The 22,555-nt window shown below is 46.5% G+C and carries 18 protein-coding genes and 1 pseudogene; 17 read left to right on the top strand and 2 right to left on the bottom strand.

Features of this window, described 5'->3' with window-relative positions; all coding sequences use genetic code 11:
* The first annotated feature begins 21 nt into the window (after positions 1–21).
* The 3 genes from J2736_RS09145 to J2736_RS09135 all read left to right on the top strand — a co-directional run bounded on the left by J2736_RS09145 (position 22) and on the right by J2736_RS09135 (position 5,495).
* Positions 22–2,373 (top strand): AraC family transcriptional regulator, encoded by a 2,352-nt coding sequence (locus J2736_RS09145; RefSeq protein ID WP_310225692.1) that lies wholly within the window; start codon positions 22–24, stop codon positions 2,371–2,373.
* Between the two features lie 142 nt (positions 2,374–2,515).
* The gene (locus J2736_RS09140) at positions 2,516–4,207 is read left to right on the top strand and encodes a DUF4091 domain-containing protein (protein ID WP_310225691.1); all 1,692 of its coding nucleotides are present in this window, start codon (positions 2,516–2,518) and stop codon (positions 4,205–4,207) included.
* Positions 4,197–5,495, top strand: a complete 1,299-nt coding sequence (locus J2736_RS09135) for a Gfo/Idh/MocA family protein (RefSeq protein ID WP_310225689.1) — start codon at positions 4,197–4,199, stop codon at positions 5,493–5,495. Before J2736_RS09140 ends, J2736_RS09135 begins: the two co-directional genes overlap by 11 nt.
* A 334-nt stretch (positions 5,496–5,829) precedes the next feature.
* On the opposite strand, the gene J2736_RS09130 is transcribed toward J2736_RS09135, so the two are convergent.
* Entirely contained in the window at positions 5,830–9,948 is a 4,119-nt protein-coding gene (locus J2736_RS09130; protein ID WP_310225687.1) for an OmpL47-type beta-barrel domain-containing protein, read from the bottom strand.
* A 265-nt stretch (positions 9,949–10,213) separates the two neighbouring features.
* Between J2736_RS09130 and J2736_RS09125 the strand changes: the two genes are divergently transcribed.
* The 8 genes from J2736_RS09125 to J2736_RS09090 all read left to right on the top strand — a co-directional run bounded on the left by J2736_RS09125 (position 10,214) and on the right by J2736_RS09090 (position 17,678).
* Entirely contained in the window at positions 10,214–11,164 is a 951-nt protein-coding gene (locus J2736_RS09125) for a carbon-nitrogen hydrolase family protein (protein WP_310225685.1), read from the top strand.
* 15 nt (positions 11,165–11,179) lie between these two features.
* On the top strand, positions 11,180–12,103 hold the full coding sequence (locus J2736_RS09120) for a Gfo/Idh/MocA family protein (protein ID WP_310225683.1): 924 nt from the start codon (positions 11,180–11,182) through the stop codon (positions 12,101–12,103).
* Position 12,104: 1 nt separating this feature from the next.
* Entirely contained in the window at positions 12,105–13,409 is a 1,305-nt protein-coding gene (locus J2736_RS09115; RefSeq protein WP_310225681.1) for an enolase C-terminal domain-like protein, read from the top strand.
* Between the two features lie 55 nt (positions 13,410–13,464).
* On the top strand, positions 13,465–14,274 hold the full coding sequence (locus J2736_RS09110) for an aminoglycoside adenylyltransferase domain-containing protein (protein ID WP_310225679.1): 810 nt from the start codon (positions 13,465–13,467) through the stop codon (positions 14,272–14,274).
* A 141-nt stretch (positions 14,275–14,415) separates the two neighbouring features.
* Positions 14,416–15,180, top strand: a complete 765-nt coding sequence (locus J2736_RS09105) for an SDR family NAD(P)-dependent oxidoreductase (protein WP_310225677.1) — start codon at positions 14,416–14,418, stop codon at positions 15,178–15,180.
* A 178-nt stretch (positions 15,181–15,358) separates the two neighbouring features.
* On the top strand, positions 15,359–15,754 hold the full coding sequence (locus J2736_RS09100) for a (R)-mandelonitrile lyase (protein ID WP_310225675.1): 396 nt from the start codon (positions 15,359–15,361) through the stop codon (positions 15,752–15,754).
* Positions 15,755–15,797: 43 nt separating this feature from the next.
* Complete coding sequence (locus J2736_RS09095) at positions 15,798–16,271, top strand: MarR family winged helix-turn-helix transcriptional regulator (protein WP_310225673.1); 474 nt, start codon at positions 15,798–15,800, stop codon at positions 16,269–16,271.
* A gap of 156 nt (positions 16,272–16,427) precedes the next feature.
* A complete protein-coding gene (locus tag J2736_RS09090; protein WP_310225671.1) occupies positions 16,428–17,678 on the top strand; it encodes an MFS transporter in 1,251 nt (416 codons plus the stop codon).
* 77 nt (positions 17,679–17,755) lie between these two features.
* On the opposite strand, the gene J2736_RS09085 is transcribed toward J2736_RS09090, so the two are convergent.
* On the bottom strand, positions 17,756–17,956 hold the full coding sequence (locus tag J2736_RS09085; RefSeq protein WP_310225669.1) for a hypothetical protein: 201 nt from the start codon (positions 17,954–17,956) through the stop codon (positions 17,756–17,758).
* A gap of 158 nt (positions 17,957–18,114) precedes the next feature.
* Here J2736_RS09085 and J2736_RS34280 point away from each other — a divergent pair.
* The 6 genes and pseudogenes from J2736_RS34280 to J2736_RS09050 all read left to right on the top strand — a co-directional run bounded on the left by J2736_RS34280 (position 18,115) and on the right by J2736_RS09050 (position 22,421).
* A pseudogene (locus tag J2736_RS34280) lies at positions 18,115–18,989 on the top strand (DUF4846 domain-containing protein).
* 25 nt (positions 18,990–19,014) lie between these two features.
* Positions 19,015–19,440 carry an NUDIX hydrolase gene (locus J2736_RS09070; protein WP_310225664.1) on the top strand — a complete coding sequence of 142 codons (426 nt, stop codon included), beginning with the start codon at positions 19,015–19,017 and terminating at the stop codon, positions 19,438–19,440.
* A gap of 32 nt (positions 19,441–19,472) precedes the next feature.
* Positions 19,473–20,321: a GNAT family N-acetyltransferase gene (locus tag J2736_RS09065; RefSeq protein ID WP_310225662.1), complete on the top strand. Its 849-nt coding sequence runs from the start codon at positions 19,473–19,475 to the stop codon at positions 20,319–20,321.
* 26 nt (positions 20,322–20,347) lie between these two features.
* Positions 20,348–20,602 (top strand): hypothetical protein, encoded by a 255-nt coding sequence (locus J2736_RS09060; RefSeq protein WP_310225660.1) that lies wholly within the window; start codon positions 20,348–20,350, stop codon positions 20,600–20,602.
* A 193-nt stretch (positions 20,603–20,795) separates the two neighbouring features.
* Positions 20,796–21,104, top strand: coding sequence for a hypothetical protein (locus J2736_RS09055; RefSeq protein WP_310225659.1), 309 nt, complete (start codon positions 20,796–20,798; stop codon positions 21,102–21,104).
* Positions 21,105–21,401: 297 nt separating this feature from the next.
* Entirely contained in the window at positions 21,402–22,421 is a 1,020-nt protein-coding gene (locus J2736_RS09050; protein ID WP_310225657.1) for an S-layer homology domain-containing protein, read from the top strand.
* Positions 22,422–22,555: the final 134 nt, after the last annotated feature.

Here is a 22,555-nt window from a genome sequence, read left to right as displayed (position 1 = left end):
CGTGGATGAGGGGATGCACCGATGAATAACTACTTGCGGAAGTATCGGGAACGGAAATATTTCATGCGTATCATTCTGTCAATCAATCTGCTCATTATATCTGTTATGTTGGCCTCTTTGCTGTCCGCTTTTTTGTATTCGAAGAAGATTAGCTTAGATTCCCAGCAAGAAGCCAACGAGAAAGTCCTTTCTCAGATTAACTACAACATCTCGTACATGAATGACACCGTGAAAAATTTCGCGATCTCCATGTTTTACGATACGGATATGGCCCATCTGCTATTTAGCGGCGAACAGGACACTTTTGAAGATACCAACCGCATAAATAAATTGACCAAGACGATTGCGTATAATTCCTTTATTCACTCCATTGTCATCTACAATAGCAAGCGAAACATGTTCTTTACCAGTGGTGACGACGCGATCACGAGCTCAACCAGCAATCTCATGAATGGAATCGGTGAATTTCTGAGCGGCGGTAAGCCAATTTTCAAAATGCAAATGATGCCGCTTCGCTACGTCCCTGATCTCAAGCATCCGGAGCGCTCGCAGCAAGTATTCTCCCTGTTTATTTTTGACTCTTTAGACGCATATACGAAGAAAGAGAGCGCACTGATTATCAATGTCAAGCCAGAATGGCTGTTTGAGAAGCTGGAGCTGATGAACAGGCAGTCTACGAACCGGGCCAACCGGATTTTCGTCTTGGACCAGAATAAAGAAATGTACAGTCCTGACGTTCAAGCTGACCAAGATCTGGGTGATCTGAAGAACGAGGTATATCGCCAGATTGATGCCTCCAAACGCCAGGTTTCTCAATTTACATATACGGCTAACGACAAGAAACAGATCGTGAACTACATTGTGAACCGTTCGGTCAACTGGGTGATCCTCGATGTCGAACCCTATGTAGGCGTGCTCGCAGCGGTCGATCAGCTGAAGGTTGTCTTCATCACAGTCGCCGCTATCTGTCTCGTTCTTGCGGTCGTTGCCTCCTGGGTCATCTCAAACCGACTGTACTCGCCGATTAATGGTCTGCTCAAACAGACGAAGCGACTCCCTGGCGGCGAACCGGATCGGACGAACGAGCAGGACGAGATCAGCTACATTTCGCATATCTACAATCAATTGATCGAGAAGCTAATGACCGAGCAGACGAAGCACGATAGCAATGAAGCGATTATGCGCTCTTATTATCTGCGCAAGCTTGTGACAGACAGCGGTGCTTTTTCGTCGGAGGAATGGGCCGAGTGCGTGCGAGGCGGATATGTGAACGTTGATTTGGAAAAAGCTTGCATCGTAGGTGTACTTAAACTCGATCGTTACGAAGACTTGAAAGAAAAAATGCTCGGTGTGGATGTGGATTTGCTGAATTTTGCCTTGTCCAATATTATTCGAGAGGTAATTCCGGAAGAGATGAGCGGAGACATTGTCGACATTCGGGGAGAGCACCTGGTATTGGTTTTTGAAGCTGGCGCGCGCCCGGAAGAAAGCTACATAGCTATTACCAAGCTACTGCAGCAGGCTCAGCAGATTATCGGCGATTACTACCATGTTACCTTTACGACAGCGCTTGGGGATGTCGCGTCTCATTATCGCGAGTTGACGTCACGTTATGAGAAAGCATTGGATTACCATCTCTACAAAATGAATTTTGGCCACGGCTCTGTGATCACGCCGGAGATGGTGAAGAGCAACCTCGCCAATGTTGAGGCTCACATCCCACTTGAGCTCGAGCGGAAATTTGCGGAGGCGATCAAGGCGAGCCATCCAGATAGTGTCGTCCAGGAGCTGGAGCACCTGCGCAAATTGATCGCTGGGATGAGCTCCGACGCTGTTGTGCAGTCGGTTATTCAGATCGGCATCTTGATCAAACAAACGGTCCGTGAGATTAACCAGAACAAGCTGTCACCACTGCTTATCGATCTTCGCTCCATCGATCGCCTCGTATTCGAGAAGGAAACGCTGGACGAAATTTTTGCGGAGTTCGGCGCCATCCTCAGTGCGATTTTTGAGGATCAGAAACGCGGGACGGAGTCGAAGGACCATTTTATCATCGATACGATTAAAGATGTCATTCAGGCGAATTACGCCAATCCGAATTTGAGCCTGCAAGAAATCGCCGATATGCTTCGGATGTCATCAGCGTATGTCGGCCGGATTTTCAAAAAGCAGGAAACGATCTCAGTGGCGGATTACATCAATGAAATTCGACTGTTGAAATCGGTCATGCTGCTTGAGAACAATAACCTGCCGGTGAACGAGATCTCTGAGAAGGTTGGATTTAGCTCGCCAAGCTATTTCTTCAAGTTGTTCAAAAAGCGTTTCGGTACGACACCGAAGGATTACCGCATCAAAAAATCGCTGTCATTGTAGACAATTCGGTTCACAATCTTCATCGTGCATAAAAGTTCAAATTGTTCATTGTTTTGGTGAAAGAAAGTGCGAATCTTGCACTTTCTTTTGCTTTTTCAGGGGGTTACGCTGATGCTAGGTCAAGAGACAAAGGGGATTTCACATGCAGAATGTATTTGAATTCGAGACACGCAGTCTCCATTCCTTAGTAAAAGTGTTTCCGGACGAAGAACTTCGGAATGCGTCATATTCGCAAGGCTCCGCTTTACGCGGGGAGACGTTTACTTTTCAGATTGCTTATCGGGCGCCTGCTTTGACCAAACCGATTCTGGTGAACGTCAGTTCTACCTTACATGATGGAGCAATTACTTTACGAGAGGTTGGCTTGGCACCTTCAGAACTCCCTTGCCAGCGCCGCCATGACGAGAATGTGCTGCGGGTCACACCAGGCCTTTATCCCGATCCGTTGTACCCTATCCATGGAGAACGAGGTGTTGTGGGGATCCATTATCAATGGAGATCCATATGGGTCACTGTCGAGTTGGATGAAGAGACTTCAGCGGGAGAGTATGCCATCACGGTGCAATTTGCAACGATGACGGGGGAGATGCTCGGCGAGGAGAGCTTTCAACTAGCGGTCATTCCTGCCGTGCTGCCGTCACAGACGTTAATTCACACAGAGTGGTTTCATGCCGACTGCTTGGCGAATTACTATCGGGTTGAAGTGTTTAGTGAGGCACACTGGGAGCTGATTGAGCAGTATCTGCAAACTGCCGTGCGTCACGGCATGAATATGGTGCTCACGCCGCACTTCACACCACCGCTGGATACTCAGGTTGGCGGCGAGCGCCCGACGGTCCAGCTTGTGGATGTTCGCAAGGAAGCAGACAGCACATACGAATTTGGATTCGATCGGCTGCTGCGTTGGATTGAGCTATGCGATCGGGTTGGGATTCGCTATTTTGAATTTTCGCATCTGTTCACCCAATGGGGGGCGAAGCACGCACCGAAGGTGGTGGCGATGGAGCAGGAAGAGCAACGTCGTATTTTCGGTTGGGAGACTGATGCGACTGGAGAGGCGTATAAGTCGTTCCTCGGTCAGTACCTGTCTGCTTTGACGGTGTTCCTTCGTGAGCAAGGCCTTGAGCATCGGTGTTATTTTCATATATCGGATGAGCCCTTGCTTGAACATATGCCCTGGTATCGCAGCGCAAGCGAGTTGATGCAGGCACACTTGGGGGATTTTCCGATTATCGATGCGTTGACGAATGTTGAATACTATGAACAGGGGCTTGTGAAGGGGCCGATCCCAGCGAACGACCACATCGAACCCTTCCTCGAGCGGGGGGTGCCAGATCTATGGACGTATTACTGCTGCGTGCAGTACCGGCAAGTATCCAATCGATTCTTCAACATGCCGTCCGCCCGCAATCGAATCATCGGCGTTCAGCTGTATAAGTTCCAGATTGCCGGCTTCTTGCATTGGGGCTATAACTTCTGGAATACACAATATTCGCTGCAAGCGATCGATCCATATCGCGTGACGGATGCTGGCCGCAGCTTCCCATCTGGCGATGCCTTTCTGGTCTATCCTGGGGAGGAAGGCCCGATAGAATCGATCCGCATGGAAGTGTTCTATGAGGGTTTGCAGGACCTTAGAGCGCTGCAGCTGCTGGAAAGCTTGGTCGGGCGTGACCGCGTGCTGGCGTTGATTGAAGAGGAACTGGCAGAGCCAATAAGCTTTAGTCGGTATCCGTTAGATGCCGAATGGCTGCTAGGACTTCGTGAAAGAGTCAATCGGGAGATAAGCATTGCTACGGAGTCAAGCAGAAAGGGAGAGAGTTATGATAGCTGAAAATAACCCAGTAGAAGTCATCATCGTCGGTGCAGGCAGCCGAAGTATGAATTACGCGAGCTATGCTCTGAAGCATCCGGATCAGATGCGGGTAGTTGGGGTGATTGACCCTAATCCGCTTCGGCGCGCGCATACGGCTGAACGTTATGATTTGGCGGAGGACATGGTGTTCGCCGATGTGGAAGCGCTAGTGGCACGGCCGAAGCTAGCTGACGCAGTGATTAACGGGACCTTGGATGCCGAGCACGTGTCGACGAGCCTGCCATTGCTGCAGAAAGGCTACGACCTGCTGCTGGAGAAGCCGATCGGGATCGCAGAGGACGAGGTGCTGGAGCTGCATCGCACGGCGCAAGCGTACGGCCGCAAAGTCATGATCTGCCATGTGCTGCGGTATGCCCCGTTTTACGTGGAGCTGAAAAGGGAGCTGGAGGCAGGGACAATCGGGGACATCCTTCACATTCAGACGGAGGAAAATGTGGACTTTCACCACATGGCCACGGCGTTCGTTCGTGGCAAATTCGCAAACAAGGAGCGAGGAGGCTCGTCCTTCCTCATGCAAAAATGCTGTCACGACCTCGACCTCGTTACCTGGTTCCAATCACAGGTGAAGCCGGTCAAGGTGAGCAGCTATGGCGGCCGCTCGTATTTTCGCGAGTCGCGGGCTCCGGAAGGGTCTGGCTCCCGTTGCTTAACCGACTGCGCAATTGAAGAGAACTGCGTGTACTCGGCGAAAAAGCTGTACGTAGAACAGCCGCTGTGGCCGGTTTACGTGTGGCCACGTTACCTGGACGGCGTGCGGCTCAGTGACGATGAGAAGCTAGAGAGTCTACGCACAGACAACCCTTTCGGCCGCTGCGTATGGCGGTGTGATAACGACATTGTCGATCACCAGGCGGTTATTATGGAATTTGAGAACGGAAGCACCGCTGTTCACAATCTGGTGGGGGGAGCGGCGAAAGCCTGTCGCACCGTGCATATTACGGGAACGAAGGGCGAGATTTACGGTGAGCTTGAGGAAGGCTCTTTCGTAGTGCGCCACCCGCATCTGCGCGAAGGCGGCGTTTATAGCGAGCACCGGGTCGACATTCCGGTCAGCCGGGATATGCATGGCGGCGGTGATCACCGGCTCGTCGAAGATTTTGTACGTGTCGTGCGAGGAGATACTTCCGCCCAATTTTCCACGTCTTTGGAGCATAGCATCGTCGGACACCTAGTCGGATTTCGAGCGGATGCTTCCATGGAATCTGGGAATTCGTTAGAAATTGATTGGAGCAGCTTGATGCGATAGAGTAAGTCCAACAGTTCAAAATGTAAGCACACTATACTGACGTTCACATATTTAGCGTTACGAAAACACCTTATTTGCTCGTCAGGTAGAAATTTGGGGTGATTAACGTTATGGCAGGGCGCTATTTCATCAAAATGGCTGAATTTCACTCATTTCGAATGAAATAGCATTTGTAACGCTATTTTTACGAGAAACATAAATCTGGGACAAATAGTTTCATGGCAGAACCTTATTTGGTATCGCATATGACCGATCGATAACTAGGGGATTTAAAATACCAAAAGCAAAGGAGCTAAGCGTATCATCGCTTAGCTCCTTTACTTTCTCCTGCCGTTTAATTCCCGGCCATATTACGAGGAACGGTGACAACACTGGTAGCAACCTTTTTATTACCTGCGTTATCGGTAGCCGTGTAGGTGATCGTGTACGTACGATCTTTCTCGGCCCTCACACTGAACGTTGTAGCAGATGTACCGATGGCCGCTTGAATATCGCTTGGGCTGCTAGTCGGGTCGCTACAAACGATGGAGGTCAATATGACCGAAGCCACGCCCGAATCTGCATCGGTTGCGTTTACTGTGGCATTAATGGCGATCATCTTTTTGTTTGGTGGCCAAATCACTGTTTTGTCCAGCGTGACGGACAAAGAAGGAGCAGTTACGTCTTGGCTGCCAATCAAGATAGTTTTGATTGGTTCCGCATTGCCTGCTTTATCGACAGAACGATACTGAACCGTAGTTGAACCCATTTGTGGGACGATAATAAGTCCTGCATACGGTGTCCAAGCTCCGTTGCCACCGATCCGATATTCAGTTCTAGCGACACCTGATAAATGATCCGTTGCTGAGAGGGCTATTACCGTAATCTGTGTCCCATAGACAGCCTCAGCTACTGTGACTGGAGCACTAAGATCTGTCAGGAAGCCAATGCTCGCTTGCTTCGTAACAGGCCCTAAATTAACAGTAGCATGAATGGAAGTAATGCCTTCGCCTGTTGCAGTTACCAGTCCGTTGTTATTCACTGTTGCAATTGCGTTATTGTCGCTTTTGTACGAGATCGTTGCTTGGCTCAAGTCGGCAAGCGAACCATCTGTTACATAACCTGTAACCGCTATGGAAGCTGGGCTTCCAGCGCCTACAAACATTTTATCTGCTGACAGTGAAACGGAATCAAGTACATCTTCAACTTCGATGTCCAACTGCGAGATCACGGCTTTCACCGGCGGCTTGCCGCTTCCTGAGAACATACCAATTCCCGCGAGGAAGTCGGTTCCTTCGAACTCTACCGTAGTGGAACCAATGGATAACCATTGCGATTCTTTAAAGTAATAACCAGTGACCAAGTTGCCTTCTTTGACCAATTTCATCTGGAACGGCGAGTTGATGCTCTTGCCCGCATAATCTAGCAGCAGGCCTGTTTGCGAACCCCAGTAGTTCTGCTGGGCAGGTGGATTTTGTGAATCCAGAATACTCTCGCTATTGCGGAATACATAACGGAGCACTTTACCCGTACCGTCCGTACGGAATTGGACATGTTTGGAATCCGCCGTATCCTTGGCGCGGAACATTAAGCCGACTGATGCCGGATCCGCGTAGTCGAAGGAGTCAATCGTTGCGGTAAACGTAACTTTTGCACTAGGATCGGAGAGATGCACGTTTTTGCTGAGGTAAACGAAATCATCCGCCTGGCCCCATACATTGTCTCCAACACCTACTAGCGAAGAGTTGTTATTGGAGTCTGTCGTAACAAAGCCCTTGCTATGAGTGCCGTACGTCTTCAAATCCCAGCCTGCTGGCCCCGTATTCGATCCCGCTGTAGGGAAGACCGTCGAGATTTGAGTTGTCGCTTTCGTAATACCGTCCTTGGAGACAGTTGCCGATATTGTGACTTGACCCGGTGCAAGGGCTGTCACAGAAGCGGCGCCATTGCTGACACTATTAATACGTAGTACTTGCGGGTCACTGGAAACCAACTGGATATCTGCGGTAGACAGATCTGCCGGTAAGCCATTTTGTTGTGTACCGGTCACATTCAAAATTCCTTGCTCTCCAACAGTAAAGAGATTTACTGGTGTCGTGAATTGGACGTCTTTCAAGAAGGTTTGGGCTGCACCTGCATTAAAAGGTGTGTTTTCAATCAAACCTGTATCATCTGCATAGGAGAGGCCAACAGCTGAACCAGGTTTATAAATGCGCACGCGTGCATCGGTATTGGTTGGACCTGTTCGGAATGTAATTTCCTTGCGCACATATTGCGTATCTTTTACGGTCTGATCGATTGCGGTTCCACCAAAGTTAAAGACACCGATTACGATAGACTCACCTGGCTCATTGTACACCCAAGTCACGAATTTATATTCGGTATCTGGTTTAAGACCATTGATTTTTTGTTCCACACCGGCTCCGCCAGGCCCTAATTTCAAGCGGAATTGTCTACCACGTACTTGCCAGTCTGGAGTGGCCGGTACGGATTGAACATCCGTAGTGCCGTTGGTCGTCCATTTCAACCAGCCATCGGTAGTCCCGTTAAAGCCGCTGTTCGTAATCAAGTTCATATAGGGTGTATTGATTTGGGTATAGGTTACGCTTGGAGGATTGGTGAAATTCGGACCTGCCGTCCAATTGGTTCCGCCGTACTCATAAGCCCCTGCATCCGGGGCAATACCAACGAAACCGTCCGTGACTCCCTTAATCTCTGCCCCTGTGTTAATGGCCGTTGATCCGGCATTTATCCGGTAATTATTCGCAGCTGGATTCACAAAATTCAAGCCGACGCTCGAAGTCGTGTTATAGCCGTTTACAGCATCCGCCGTTAAGGAGACACCGTTTGTAAAAATGTTGTTATACACCCTAGATCCAAATAACTCTTGGTTATACGGTGGAGATCCCCAGTAAGCTATGCTGTTGGTTCTAGAATTCACAACCGTGTTGTTATAAATGAGTCGGTAGTTGCCTGGCGTATTCATCTGGATGCCTACATCGTTGTTGTAGATGACGTTATGATGCGCCACCACATTGTTCGCGTAGTTGTCAAAGTAGAGGCCGACGCTCATATCGGTTCCTTTACTGTCATGGATCAAATTGTGGTGGATATCGGAGTTGCCCATATCAAGCCCCCAGCTGTATATCAGGGCTCCGTCACGGGAAAGCCACATCCCATTAGAAATATCGTTGTACGAAATCTCCCCGCTGCCAGATCTCCAATAAAGGTTGAATCTTCCAGAGTCTCTAATTTCGTTGTAGCTGATCAAGTTGGCGGTACCGCTAGTAAGCTTAACCAACGGATCGTAGGACGCCATATAGCTGCCGTTATGAATAACGTTGTTTACAATGCGGTTGCTGCTCCCATCAATATTGATCAGTGTTCCTGAGGAGTAGCCAATCTTACTGTTCTTAATTTCGTTATTGTTTCCGACGATGCTAATTCCACCATTAAGTTGATCAGCATTCGTTGTATTTTGTGAGTAATTTGAGAAATACACGTAATCCACCTGAATGCCATCCAAGATGTTATTGTTCGAACCATTCATCGTGATGTTGGCAGCGAAAGTACGAATTCCTTTCATTTGAATAAAGGCTTTTCCGTTTAAATTAAATGCAGTTTTGCGCTTTTTAACTTCAACGTTTGCAGGAACACCGCCATCCGGTGCCCATAGATAAACTTTCTGTGCGGCCTCATCCACAAACCACTCATTCGGAGCGTCCAAAGCGCCTAATACGCCGCTAAGGAAGTACGTACTTCCCAATCGAGGGTACAATTCCGCATAATCGCCTGCAATCGGTTCATAGGTGAGGGTATGGGTTGCACTATTATAGCCTGTCACCTTGCTGGTCATGCCTTGGTAAGCGTTCCCGCCTCTTTCCCAGACTAGAGCGCCCTTCCAAAAATCAGTAGGCTGCGTAATGCTGGAATCCACAATCGTTGTGGCTGATCCTGCATCAGCAGTTGCCGTACCTGCTTTTAAGCCAGGCAGCGTGTATTCGCTGATATTGGGCCAACGCGCTTCCCAAAGCGGAGCTACAGCTGAGCCATTATTAACGAAAAGCTGGTTCTCTTTTCCAAGGCTCCAAGGCAGATCTGCTTTATATATCTGTCCTGCGTGTTGCGTCCACCCGCTGATCGGCTCGGTACCGCTTACAACTACGGTTGCGCCTGGGGCAGGCTTAAAGGTAATGGGTAGACCGCTGCTGCCAGACGCAGCTGGAGTTACCGTCTCACGATATGTTCCCGATGCGATGACGCAAGTATCTCCAGGCTGCACGAGTTGGGCGCATTTATTGATGGTTTTGAAGGGAGCTGTCTCTGTATTCCCTGCTGCTGTGTCATTTCCATTCGGTGCTACGTAGTAGGTCGTTGCAGCCGCTAATGCGCTTGGTGTGGGAAGCACCCCACTGATAAAGCCTAGCGTCAATGTGAACGCCAAGCCATAACCAAGCTTCGTTTTTGTTCGCATTATTGATTCCTCCTCGATAAGTAGTTATGGACATTTTCCATACTTCTAACTTACCAATTGGCCCAATAATAAAAAGTCCAATATCCGTACTTTACTCCTGTATCTAGCTGCAACATTTATATTTTTGTGAACCGCCATTACGCATTAGTAAAAATGTAAAACATACCGTTTCATAAAGGAGAAAAGTGCAGATCTTGCACTATTCTTTTGTTCGTATTCCAGTTTATGTTGGATGTATGTATGAATGTGGGGAAGGAGAGTATCCATGGCGAATTATGTAACGATAAGTTGTGTAGGGCCTAGACCGTTGGTGATAGAGGCAGATGTTCCTGCCCAAGAGGCGGTGGAGCGGATGATCCAACATTGGCAAAGGCAACTGGATCAGGTGCTGCCAGATTGCCCAGATCTGATCGTATTGCCTGAACTTTGTGATAGACCGGATCAAGGGAAGTTCCCGCTGGAGCAAAGATTAGCGTATTATCGGGTTCGGAAAAATCAAATCCGCGATTTTCTAGCAGGGGTTGCCAAGCGGCATCGTTGCTATATCACGTACCCGGCACATACGGAAGCTGAGGACGGCAGCTGGCGCAATGCGATGCAGTTAATTGATCGTGAGGGTCAAGTGATGGGGACCTACCATAAAAACTATCTAGTACCTGATGAATATAATAAGACGAATATCCTTTATGGGAAGGGAACTCCTATCTTCGAATGTGATTTTGGGAGAGTGGCCTCGGCGATCTGCTTTGATTTAAATTTTGAAGCGATTCGGCTGCAGTATGCGAAAGCCAAGCCGGACTTAATCCTATTTCCTTCCATGTATCATGGTGGATTTATGCAAAACTATTGGGCTTACTCCTGCAGATCTTATTTTGCCGGATCAATCGCAGGCTTGCCTTGCACGATTGTAACTCCCTTGGGAGAGGTAGCGGCACAAAGCACGAATTACTATTCGTTTATCACAACCAAAATTAATTTGGATTACGCTGTCATTCACATTGACGAGAATAGTGCTCATTTTCATACGATCAAACAGAAGTATGGGGCGAAAGTCAAGATTCATGACCCTGGTTTTCTTGGTTGTGTATTGTTGACAAGCGAATCTGAGGATCTGACTGTGAACGATGTTATTGCGGAGTTTGGGCTGGAGTTAATGGATGATTATTTCCGTCGAGCAGAAGAGGCGAGGTACATGCCTGGGCGAATGGAGCTTTAATGAGGAGGCAAAAGCATGCAAACGCTACGAATTGGAATTGTCGATTTGGACACATCACATCCAAACAATTGGGTGCCTATTATTAAAGAACTTGGCCATCAAGTTGTTGCCGTCTTCGATGGGGGAACCGTTCATGAGGAAGGGTATGCGACCCAATTTGCCGAGAAGCATGAAATCCAAATGGTGTGTGATGCATTGGAAGACATGGTGCCACACGTAGATGCGGTCATTATCCATAGCGTGAATTGGGATTTGCATGTGGAGCGTGCACGTCCTTTTGTCAACGCGGGTAAAGCTATATTGATTGATAAACCTATGGCAGGGAACATGCGCGACATCCAGCAACTCTTGGAGTGGGAACGCAGTGGTGCTCGTATTACAGGAGGTTCTTCGTTAAGCGTCTGCGAAGAGGCCAAAGAATGGCATCGACAACATGATCCCTACGATGAGATCGTGACGGTGCTGGCGGGCTGTTCCGTTGATGAATTTAATTACGGCATACATGCATTCTACTTCCTACAAGCGATTATGGGAGCGGGAATCGAAAGCGTACGATCTACAGGTGTCCATCTACAGCATCAAATTGAGCTCGTATGGCAGGATGGGCGCAAGGGTATCTTGAGTGTCGGCGCGACACAAGGATATTTGCCATTTTATGCGACGATTGTGACTGAACATACCGTCAAGCATCTACAGGTGGATAGCAGCCGATTGTATCGTTCATTTTTGGAAGCAAGCTTGCCATACTTGTCTGGGGATATAGAACCTTTCGTTTCTATAAGTCAACTGCTCGAGGTGGAGCTCGCTGCAATGGCCGCAAAAAAATCGCTCTTGTTGGGAGGTGAGGAAGTAGCCTTGAAGCATTTATCAGAGGAAGATCAAGGGTATGATGGAGCTTCCTTCGCTGTAGAGTATCGAATGAAAGTGAAAGGACATTAGGATGATAACGATTAAGAAAACGAATTTTATGGTAGAACGTGAACCATTGCTCGCTCCATTCGGTTTCAAAGGCGGCTATGTGAATGAGCTCTGGCAATCCTTCGTTTCTTTGGAGGATATGGAGGGAGATAGGGGTGTGGGGTTAGGTGTCCAGAGCATACTTTGGTCTGATCCACAGGTCTATACACAGTGGGGCAATGAACGAGGCAATGTATTCATGAATGAGATTACCAAACATGCGTTGTTAGCCGCTCAGCATATCCCATTCGAAACCCCTATGGACATGCTGGATCCTCTGGTGGTGCAGGCCTATGAATATGCTTCCCGCGCATGGGGTGGGGATCCGCTTAGGGTTACTTTTGCGCTAAACGCACTCGTTCCTATTGATCATGCAGCTTGGATGCTGCTGAGTCGCAAATCACCTGGTATCCACTTTACAGAACTGATTCCTGAGGCGTATAGATCCATACTAGCATCTCGGCATGAAAGGCTTGCATGTACGCCAGTCGTTTCTTATGGGATGACAGAGGCGGATGTTGTAGCGCTGCTTGACGAGGGTTATTTTGTGCTGAAAATTAAATTAGGCTCAGATCCGAATCAGGATGGAGATCCCGAGAAAATGCTGGAGTGGGATATTCATAGATTGAAGGAGATTCATCGCATCGCGGGGAACCGTGACTGCCTCCATACGGCCAATGGAAAAATTGCTTATTACCTTGACATCAATGGGAGGTACGGCAGCAAGGATCTTCTTTGCAGGTTAGTGGACGCAGCAGAGCGAATAGGAGCTTTAGAACATATTTTATTGGTGGAAGAGCCGTTTCCGGAGCATGTGCACCTGGATGTTTCAGATATTCCGGTAAGGGTGACAGGGGATGAAAGTGTACATGATGAAAAGGATGCTATGGAGCGAATCCAAATGGGGTACGGGGCCTTTGCCTTAAAGCCTGTGGCCAAGACGATGAGCATGAGCTTGCGCATTGCGAAGTTGGCTAGTGAACATGGCATTCCTTGCTTCTGTGCTGACTTGACTGCTAATCCGATGATGGTGGATTGGAATAAGAATCTTGCTGCCCATCTACCACCTGTGCCGGGACTCTCCATGGGTTTGATCGAATCCAACGGGAGTCAAAATTATAGCAACTGGGAAGTTATGAAAAAAAATCATTCAATGCCGGGTGGCAGCTGGATCCAGGCCATGGATGGGCAATTCCAACTGCATGCTGACTTTTATGAGTATAATGGAGGGATATTCGGCCGTAGTGGTTACTATGAATCGTTATTTGGTACACAAAAATCGAAGTGAAACGTCTATTTCTATGAGGAGTAAAACGATATTCTTGCTATCTGGAGGGGAGTTCTTGTCTTTATCAAATGTTTCTGTCAAGTTAAGTCATCTTCCAAATCCAGTAATTGATATGCTGCATACTTTACTGCTTAACATGCAAGAAGCGATAGGAGACGAACTTATCGGTGTTTATTTGCGTGGTTCCCTCGCTTTAGGTGATTTCGACCCTGTTACTAGCGATCTGGACTTCGTGGCTGTAACCAAATTTCCCGTTTCAGATGAGAAGTTTGCTGTCTTGAACGAGCTGCATACCCAACTTGCCACAATCCCGAATGCGTATGCCCAGCAACTGGAAGGGGCGTACATCGAGCACAATTCCCTGAAACGTTTCCGTACAGGGGAACGGCATCCAACCCTAGAAAGAGAAGGCTTTTTGCGGTGGAATGAGCACCATACGAACTGGATCTTAGAACGGTGGACGTTACGCGAACGCGGAATTACTCTCATCGGCCCGGATCCAAAAACGCTCATCGAACCGATTTCAAAGGAGGATATTCTTTCAGCTGTCTCCATGCGTATGCGCGATTGGGTCAATTTCGCCAATCAGCTAGATGATCCTGATTGGCGTAGTCCCCTTGGTCATAAAGCTTATGTGGTAGAGACAATGTGTCGAATCATGTATACGTTGGATTGCGGAGTTATCTGTAGTAAACCGCATGCTGTCAGTTGGGCACTTAAAACGTTTCCCGAGCCATGGCGTTCATTAGTTGAACGATCGCGGTCGTGGCGTACCGACAATCGTACTTCACCTGATTCGTTTATCATATCTGAAGTGATGCGGTTTGTACATTGGGTCGCTTCTCATTTCACGTATGACAAATAATGTTCGGAAGGCATGTAGGCGTTCACTCTATGGGGTGAACGCTTTTTGCGTTATTCATATGTTGACAAATAATTATCATAGTTATATATTTTATTATATTAAATTAAATAATTTTAGGATATTAAATAGGAGGAGATAAACATGGGAATTTTAGATAATAAAGTTGTTTTGATTACAGGTACTGGTGGAGGGCTAGGGCGCGCGGCAGCGCTAGCTTTTGCTCGTGAAGGAGCCAAAGTTGTCGGATCTGATATCAACGTGAATGCTAACAATGAGACCGTCGAACTTGTGCGCAGCTCTGGCGGTGAAATGACGGGTATCGCACCAATTGATCTCACCGACCCTGAACAGGCGCGGAAAATGGTTGAGGAGGCCGTAGCTGTCTACGGTGGACTCGATGTCGTTTACAATAACGCCGCGATCCAATACTTCGGTCCAATGCCCGATTTCTCGATTGAAGACTGGCGAAAAACAATAGCCGGCGAACTCGACATTCCATTCTTTGTGTCCAAATTCGCTTGGCCTCATCTGGTTCAGCGCGGAGGCGGCGTAATCATCAACGTTGCATCAATGGCAGGTGTAATTGCAGGAGAAACCCCTCCAATGGTTGGGCACACCGCAGCGAAAGCTGGTGTCATCTCAATGACACGACAATTCGCGTTGGAAGGTGCTCGCCATGGGATCCGTGCGGTGGCGATAAGTCCGGGACCTTTCTTGACTCCTGCCAGCGACCGCGACCTTGGTGACAACCAAGAGGCTCGGAACGAGATAACGAAAAAAACGCTGCTCAAGCGTTTTGGACAACCCGAAGAACTCGTGGAACTAGCTGTATTCCTCGCTTCTGACCGGGCCTCTTACATTACAGGAGCCAACTATATGGTCGATGGCGGGGCTTCTGCTTGGTAATGGTAGAACATTCGGTATAACATCAATAGACGCGATTTTCGCGTCTTTTTTTCATTCTGAGGGTTGGCGCGTTTGTCATCTTGGGGCTATTAAGGTTATTATTAACGGGAATCACAAAGAGAATTCAACTATTCTATTCGGAAAACAAATACATAATGCTAATGGAGGAATGTAGCAAATGGAAATCAGAAGAGTAGGGTCCCAGCCTTCAGGTAAAGGCTCGTCTGACTATTTTACTGGTACAGTTCGTATCGATCCACTGTTTGAAGCAGCGGATCCTGCCCGCGTAGCAGGAGCAAATGTGACGTTCGAGCCAGGTGCGCGGACAGCATGGCACACCCATCCACTCGGGCAAACACTTATTGTAACAGCGGGTAAAGGAAGGGTTCAGCGCTGGGGTGGCCAGATCGAGGAAATTAACCCCAGTGATGTGGTTTGGTTTCCGTCAGGCGAGAAACACTGGCATGGAGCTTCCCCTACCACGGCAATGACGCATACAGCCATTCAAGAACGACTTGACGGAAAGGCCGTCGAATGGTTGGAACACGTGAGTGACGAGCAATACGAGCCCTAAAAATATAAGATTGTTTATGCACCCGCGGGTGGGAGGACAAGACATGAACAAAGAAGACCAGGTCATAAGTGGTTTCAGGCAACTATATAATAAGTTGGTTTGGCTTAATAAAGATAAGATGGAAGAAAGTCTTAAAGGGTTTACGTCTTCGGAAGTACATTGCATCGAATACATTGACAAAAATCCAGATTCCAACGTGACGCAGCTTGCCGAGTCCTTTTATATGACGCGCGGTGCGATAAGTAAATTAACGAAGAAACTCATTGAAAAAGGCCTTATCGAAAGCTACCAGAAGTCAGATAACAAGAAAGAAATCTATTTCAGGCTTACGGAGCAGGGGAAAGAAGTTAATCAGATTCATAACGATCTGCATAAAGAATTTCAAGAGCGGGATCAAGTTGTATTTGAGCAGGTAACGGAGGAACAGTTTGACAGTATACTTAGTTTCGTAGACAGGTATAGCCGCCATTTAGATGAGGAAATAAAGAAACTAGGTATAGATAAGAAGTCGGAATAAATGTGAATGCTGTAAATAAATTCAGGCAGTTGGGCTCTCTTTTGAGACCTGCTGCCTTTTTTATCACCCTTTATTTTGTTGACAAGGAAACAAAACTGCGATAGGATGAGTTTGTTTCCTAGGAATCAAAGTTATGTTTTTAAGGAGAGAACTGGTATGCCCCTATTTAAATCACGTAATCAACAGAACAAAGAAATCATTGCGAATAAACACGCTATACGATTCGGCCTTATCGCTGTGTTTCTTTGCGGAATAAGCTTTAGTATCATTGCACCAGTCGTCCCCTACTTCGTGCAGCCATTTACAAGTAATCCCGGAGAACAAGCTATTGTTGTTACGCTGCTGACGTCTGTATATGCCCTTTGCGTATTTGTTGCGGCTCCCGTACTTGGCGCATGGAGCGATAGATATGGCCGTCGTCCAATCCTCTTACTATGCCTTCTGGGATCTGCAGTCGGGTACTTCGTATTTGGTATTGGAGGCGCACTATGGGTACTATTTGCTGGGCGCATCATAGAAGGCATAACAGGTGGAAGCATAGGTGCGATTTTCGCCTATTTTGCAGACATCATTCCTGCTGAGCAAAGAACCAAATACTTTGGCTGGGTAAGTGCGGTTGTAGGTGTAGGTACTGTCATGGGTCCAACGATAGGCGGATTACTTGCCAAGTTTGGTTATGCGGCACCCATGTATGCTGGTGCTCTTATAACTTTATTGAATGTTGTTTATGGATTCTTTTATATGCCGGAAAGCCTTCGCAAGAAAGATAGATTGAAGGAGATAACCCTAGCTAGACTGAATCCATGTATACAGCTTGTTCATTTACTCTCCATAAAAAATGTGAAATGGCTGCTTATCTCCGCATTCTTACTATGGATACCCAATGGATCTCTGCAAGCTGTTTTCTCCCAATTTACCTTAGATACGTTCAGTTGGAAGCCAGTACTAATCGGATTACTGTTTTCAATAATTGGCGTTCAAGATATCCTTTCACAAAGTTTCATCATGCCCAAGCTTTTGATAAAATGGAAGGATAAACAGATTGCTATTCTTGGCATGGTTTCGGAGATTGCAGGATACAGTCTTATTGCGCTATCTGCTTTGTTCTCATTCTTTCCTCTTTTAATTGCTGGCATGGTTATTTTTGGTTTTGGTGATTCGATTTTTGGGCCTTCATATAATGGCATGCTCTCCAAGTCAGTCGATTCCCGTGAACAAGGAAGAATTCAAGGAGGCAGCCAATCGATTCAAGCTTTAGCAAGAATGATTGGACCCATCCTTGGAGGTCGAATTTATGTTTCATTCGGTCATGCCGCACCCGCTTTTATGGGGATGATTCTTATCGCAGCGGCAATACCTATTTTGTATAAGAGAGCATGGCATGTTGATACTTCAAACTTTAATTAAATACGATATAAAAAACCCGAACAGTGAGCTAATCAACTTGTTCGGGTTTGTTCAAGTAAACCAAGTCATTCGAGCGGCTAATCTTCTCCGTTATTGACCTCGCCATTTAATTGTTCAGCATAGGCACGCATCAGATCGTAATCATGATTAATCTCAACTTCTGCGATGTGTGCCGTCTCTTGCTCTTGAGGAACATTTGCCTCATCTGCCACACTGTTCACCCCTTCCAGATCGTAAGGGATAGGATTTCCTATATCCCCTTTGTTATCCATGCCCATAAGAAAATAGTATTCGAAGTATGGCGTAAATAATCCATATGAGGGAACGAACGTCAGAAAGCAACTATTTGTCACAGAGGATCGTCTACTTGTTGGTTCCACTATTTCCCAAGTCATCGAATACATATAAAGCAACATGATCGGAGTTGGAGCTGATAATGAAAAAATGGATAATCATGACTGCGTTTACTGCGCTGTTGCTTAGTTCCTGCTCTGCTGTTGGAGAAGAACGGTCGAAAGCCATTGAACTTGTTACGGGAAACAAATCCCACAAACAACAATTGATACTTCCAGAAGGAACAAATGTGATGGAACGGATAGCCGTTCCTAAAGGTTATGAGAGGGTCTCTGTAGAAGATGATTCTTACGGGAATTATTTGCGGAATCTGCCTCTAAAGCCCCATGGCTCCAAGGTGCATTTGTTTAATGGAGAGCTTAAGGCGAAAGAGGTTTACGAAGCGGTGCTCGATGTGGATGTGGGGAGCGGGATCTTCAGCAGTGCGCTGATGCGGTTATGAGACTGCGTGCGGAATACTTATATGGTCGTGGCAACTTTGATCAAATTCACTTCAATTTTACAAATGGCTTTAAAGCTGACTATGCAACATGGAGGAAAGGAAATCGGATTGAAGTTTCCGGGAACAAGGTCTCATGGACCAAACGGGGAGCGGCTTCGGACAGTTACGAGGTGTTTCGTAGTTATCTGAACATGGTATTTGCTTACGCAGGAACGTTGTCCTTGTCCAAGGAAATGAAGAAGGTGCCGCTCTCAGAGATTCAGGCTGGAGATGTGTTTCTGGAAGGGGGTACGCCAGGCCATGCCATCGTTGTATTAGATGTGGCTCAAAACGCCAAGACAGGTGAAAAACTCTTTATTTTAGCTCAAGGCTACACGCCCGCACAAGACATCCACATCCTAGAAAACGAGGATAACGGGGAAGGCAATCCTTGGTACTCCGCTGTGTTTGAAGGAAAGTTGAAGACGCCGGAATGGACTTTTACAAAAGAACAACTGTACAGATTTAATGATTAATACCAGAATCAAGGAGGAAGAAAAAATGGTTCCCAAACATATCGTTTCCGCGGCAGCAATTGTTCTAAATGAACGGAATGAAATTCTATTGATCAAAGGGCCAAAACGAGGATGGGAAATGCCAGGCGGGCAAGTTGAAGAAGGAGAATCATTAAAGGATGCAGCAGTTAGGGAAACGAAAGAGGAGAGCGGAATAAATATAGAAGTGACCAAGTTTTGCGGTATATTTCAAAATGTAAGTGCTAGTATTTGCAACACGTTATTTTTAGGGAGACCAGTTGGAGGCGAATTAACAACATCAAAGGAGTCATTGGAAGTTGGCTACTTTCCAATAGAAACAGCTTTGGAAATGGTAAAATGGAAGAATTTCAAACAACGAATCGAGCTTTGCTTGAATGAAGAGTTTCATCCTTTTTATGTTGAATTTTCCATACCACTTAAGGAGTGCTAGAGTTCCAGAAGCAACGGAGGAATCGAAAACGGATGCATATAACAGATATCCGATTTGAACGCTTCACTGAAAAAGATTATTCTGTTGTAAGTGAATTAATAAGCAAGGACGTTGACGCGGGCGAAGATATGCTAAGGTTACTTTCGGAACAACCGGAATTATTTATTACCGTATCCCTGGAGGATAAGGTTGTTGCTATAGCTCAAGTAAACGAGCCTGCAACACAGTCTTATGTAACTGTATTTGTTGCTCCGCAATTTCGTAGACAAGGAATCGGATCTGCAACGGTAAAGTATGCCGAAACGATATTGCGTGAGGGTGGAACTCAGAAAATAAGGAGCTCCTATCGGAGTGGTCATGAAACATCGCTTGCGTTTGCACGCAAGCTCGGTTATGATAATTATTTTTCATCGACTTTTATGCAGAGAATCGGTGATCCCTTTCTTCTGGATAAGCTTCCGGTGAGGCCATATTCTGACGAAGACTATTCGATCACTCAGTCACTGTATGCCAAAGCTTTTCATGAAATGCGCGTCCGTGTCGGGTGCTTTCCTGATTCAGTCATTGCTGAGCCGAGTGAAAAAGATCGAAAAGCATGGAATGAGGATGCAGGAGATCGTTTTGTATATGAAATCAACGGAGAAATCGTCGCTTATAGCCATCTTTCTGGTCATGTACTAAGCAGCATTTCTGTTCGTACTGACTTTCAGGGTCTTGGGATAGGTAGAAGATTCGTTATGTTTTTATGCAATGAAATCTATCAGCGCGGCCATGAAAAAGTTGATCTTTGGTGTGTTTCCGGGAATTATGCCAGAAGTCTGTATGACAGCCTTGGCTTTAAAGAAAAGTACATGAAGGAATTTCTGCAGAAAAGTGTATGACTTGATGTAGCTTAGAATCATTCTGAATGAAACAAAAAAAGGGGATCACAATGAACGAAGAGGATGTTAAGCAACGGATTAAAGATTACCAGCAGGCAGATGGAGTGAAACCACTCCTATGCGGACTACATAGTAAACACGAGAAGTTATACCCTAAGGTTCTTGAACAAGGGTTGGTTCTTCTTTGCCCTAATTGCAATTATACGCAGACGTACATTCCGGATCTCTTCTTCGATGATGGTTTTTATGAATGGTTGCGCGGCATGAAGAGATTGATTTAGGGGAAAGTCGGGTTAATCATACTTAGACAGAGACTTAAAACCTTGGTTGACAATCAAGCGAAACCATGTTAATTTAAAACATATAAAACACATTGATTTAATCGGAATTAACGCAATTAGCTGACTGGTCACCCGGAAGCATGGATCTAATGGATCCATGCTATTTTTGCTTTTTAAGAGGAGTGGATAGGAAATGGGCATATTATTGGACTCTTTAAAACTTGCAAGCTTAAGTAAAGTGGATCGTTGGGGTGAAGCCATGATTAACGATAAGGAGGAAAGAGCAATGAATCAAACCAATATCCTGTTCAATCAAGAAACGGTGAACGTGAACTTAATCGGTACGGATCATAAACACATACCTTCTTTGCTGCATGCATTAAAGAGCAATAAACTGACGTTAGGGAACTTTCAAACCCCTCTTATCCAAGTTGATTTATATAGCTCAGAGGCTATTCTCTATTCAGAAAAAGGGGATAAATACAGGGTGCCATTGTTTTGAACCGGCTGTTAGGGAGAGGCATAGAGTTGTGCAAAGCTGCATATGAAGAGAGGCTGTTCAAAAGTCAATTTAGACTGACTTTTTGAAACAGCCTCTTCTTTCGTTTATGACCAAGGATCTGAACATAGGGTGCAAGACATGGTTTTGACCCAAAAACATCATGTGGACAACCAAAAAGATCATGAAATTACGTCAGGAGAATAGCTATAATTTGCTTAGAGATGGAAGTGATTTTGTTATTAGCAAATATGCAAACGCTTGCAAAAAATGTCGTTTTATACGAGAGGATGAGTGGGGATGAAATGTAAAATAATCCTGACTGCCGTAGTCTGCAATCTTTGTTTGGGTGTTAGTGGGACAGCTCCCGCATTCGCGGAGAATGCTTCCCAATTTGCCATGAAGACATCAGAGCTTGAATCGACGGGTGAATTTACCGTTACCGTGAAAGGTGAACATGTCCAGGATTTATATGCCTATGAGGCCAAATTTAGCTTTGATCCTAGCGAACTGGAGGTTGTACATGCAGACACGAACATAGATGGCTTCTCCATCTCACCAATGATAAAAGGGAATGAGCTTACTATAGCGCATACCAAAGTGGGCAAGGTAGATGGTGAGAAGGGGAATATAGATGTTAGCACAATCACCTTCCGTGCTAAGAAAGTTGGCATGACGAATATCAAATGGACCACACTTAAAATTGTAGACCACAATTTAAAAAGTCAATCTTTTACACGGAATGATGCCGTAGATTTCACTAAAATTTTTAGCGATCTTGCAGGGCATTGGGGTAAGACGGATGTTATGCAAATGGTTATTAAAGGTATCGTAGAGGGAATGGATGACGATCATTTTGCACCGGATACGAGCGTGACTAGGGCACAATTTGCGACCCTGCTCGCAAAATCGCTGCAGCTGAAAAACGACGATGCAATCCAAGTGCCATTCAACGATGTAGCAGCTGGCAGCTGGTACGAAGGGACCGTGAAGAAAGCCTTCGCGGCTGGGATGATCAATGGGGTTTCAGCAACGGCATTTGCTCCCGAGACCATCATTACACGGGAGGAAATGACAGCGATGCTGATCAGAGCTAAGGCTTACGCCAGCGGGATAAACGTGGAGGATATGAAGATGGACGAATCGATCCATTTTGGAGATGATACCGCAGTGAGTGATTGGGCGGCTCCCTTCGTTAAACTTGCCGTCGGAGCAAAACTCATGGAGGGGCGAACGACGACAGACTTTGCGCCAAGGGCCTCTGCAAGTCGGGCCGAAGCGGTTGTTGTTCTGAAGCGGCTCTTGGCTGAGAGAGAGTGATGGAGATCCGGTCTGCCTGACTGCTGGGATACAGGGAGATTTTGTCGTTCAACCAATTAAAGGACATCGCCCTAAAAAGACAGAATGTATGTCTACGAAGTCTTATTTCGTATTATAGAAATTACGGGGTGAAA

Source organism: Paenibacillus qinlingensis (assembly GCF_031455095.1).
Taxonomy (GTDB): Bacteria; Bacillota; Bacilli; order Paenibacillales; family NBRC-103111; genus Paenibacillus_E; species Paenibacillus_E qinlingensis_A.
Note: the sequence above shows the minus strand (reverse complement) of the source record. Positions and strands in the feature narration are given on the sequence as shown.

Bases quoted from the DNA above. Each gene is read 5' to 3' on its own strand.
- J2736_RS09065 (WP_310225662.1), top strand. From the start codon at position 19,473: ATGCATATAACAGATATCCGATTTGAACGCTTCACTGAAAAAGATTAT.
- J2736_RS09090 (WP_310225671.1), top strand. From the start codon at position 16,428: ATGCCCCTATTTAAATCACGTAATCAACAGAACAAAGAAATCATTGCG.
- J2736_RS09140 (WP_310225691.1), top strand. From the start codon at position 2,516: ATGCAGAATGTATTTGAATTCGAGACACGCAGTCTCCATTCCTTAGTA.
- J2736_RS09130 (WP_310225687.1), bottom strand. From the start codon at position 9,948: ATGCGAACAAAAACGAAGCTTGGTTATGGCTTGGCGTTCACATTGACG.
- J2736_RS09125 (WP_310225685.1), top strand. From the start codon at position 10,214: ATGGCGAATTATGTAACGATAAGTTGTGTAGGGCCTAGACCGTTGGTG.
- J2736_RS09055 (WP_310225659.1), top strand. From the start codon at position 20,796: ATGGGCATATTATTGGACTCTTTAAAACTTGCAAGCTTAAGTAAAGTG.
- J2736_RS09145 (WP_310225692.1), top strand. From the start codon at position 22: ATGAATAACTACTTGCGGAAGTATCGGGAACGGAAATATTTCATGCGT.
- J2736_RS09070 (WP_310225664.1), top strand. From the start codon at position 19,015: ATGGTTCCCAAACATATCGTTTCCGCGGCAGCAATTGTTCTAAATGAA.
- J2736_RS09115 (WP_310225681.1), top strand. From the start codon at position 12,105: ATGATAACGATTAAGAAAACGAATTTTATGGTAGAACGTGAACCATTG.
- J2736_RS09105 (WP_310225677.1), top strand. From the start codon at position 14,416: ATGGGAATTTTAGATAATAAAGTTGTTTTGATTACAGGTACTGGTGGA.
- J2736_RS09060 (WP_310225660.1), top strand. From the start codon at position 20,348: ATGAAACAAAAAAAGGGGATCACAATGAACGAAGAGGATGTTAAGCAA.
- J2736_RS09135 (WP_310225689.1), top strand. From the start codon at position 4,197: ATGATAGCTGAAAATAACCCAGTAGAAGTCATCATCGTCGGTGCAGGC.
- J2736_RS09120 (WP_310225683.1), top strand. From the start codon at position 11,180: ATGCAAACGCTACGAATTGGAATTGTCGATTTGGACACATCACATCCA.
- J2736_RS09085 (WP_310225669.1), bottom strand. From the start codon at position 17,956: ATGGGCATGGATAACAAAGGGGATATAGGAAATCCTATCCCTTACGAT.
- J2736_RS09095 (WP_310225673.1), top strand. From the start codon at position 15,798: ATGAACAAAGAAGACCAGGTCATAAGTGGTTTCAGGCAACTATATAAT.
- J2736_RS09100 (WP_310225675.1), top strand. From the start codon at position 15,359: ATGGAAATCAGAAGAGTAGGGTCCCAGCCTTCAGGTAAAGGCTCGTCT.
- J2736_RS09050 (WP_310225657.1), top strand. From the start codon at position 21,402: ATGAAATGTAAAATAATCCTGACTGCCGTAGTCTGCAATCTTTGTTTG.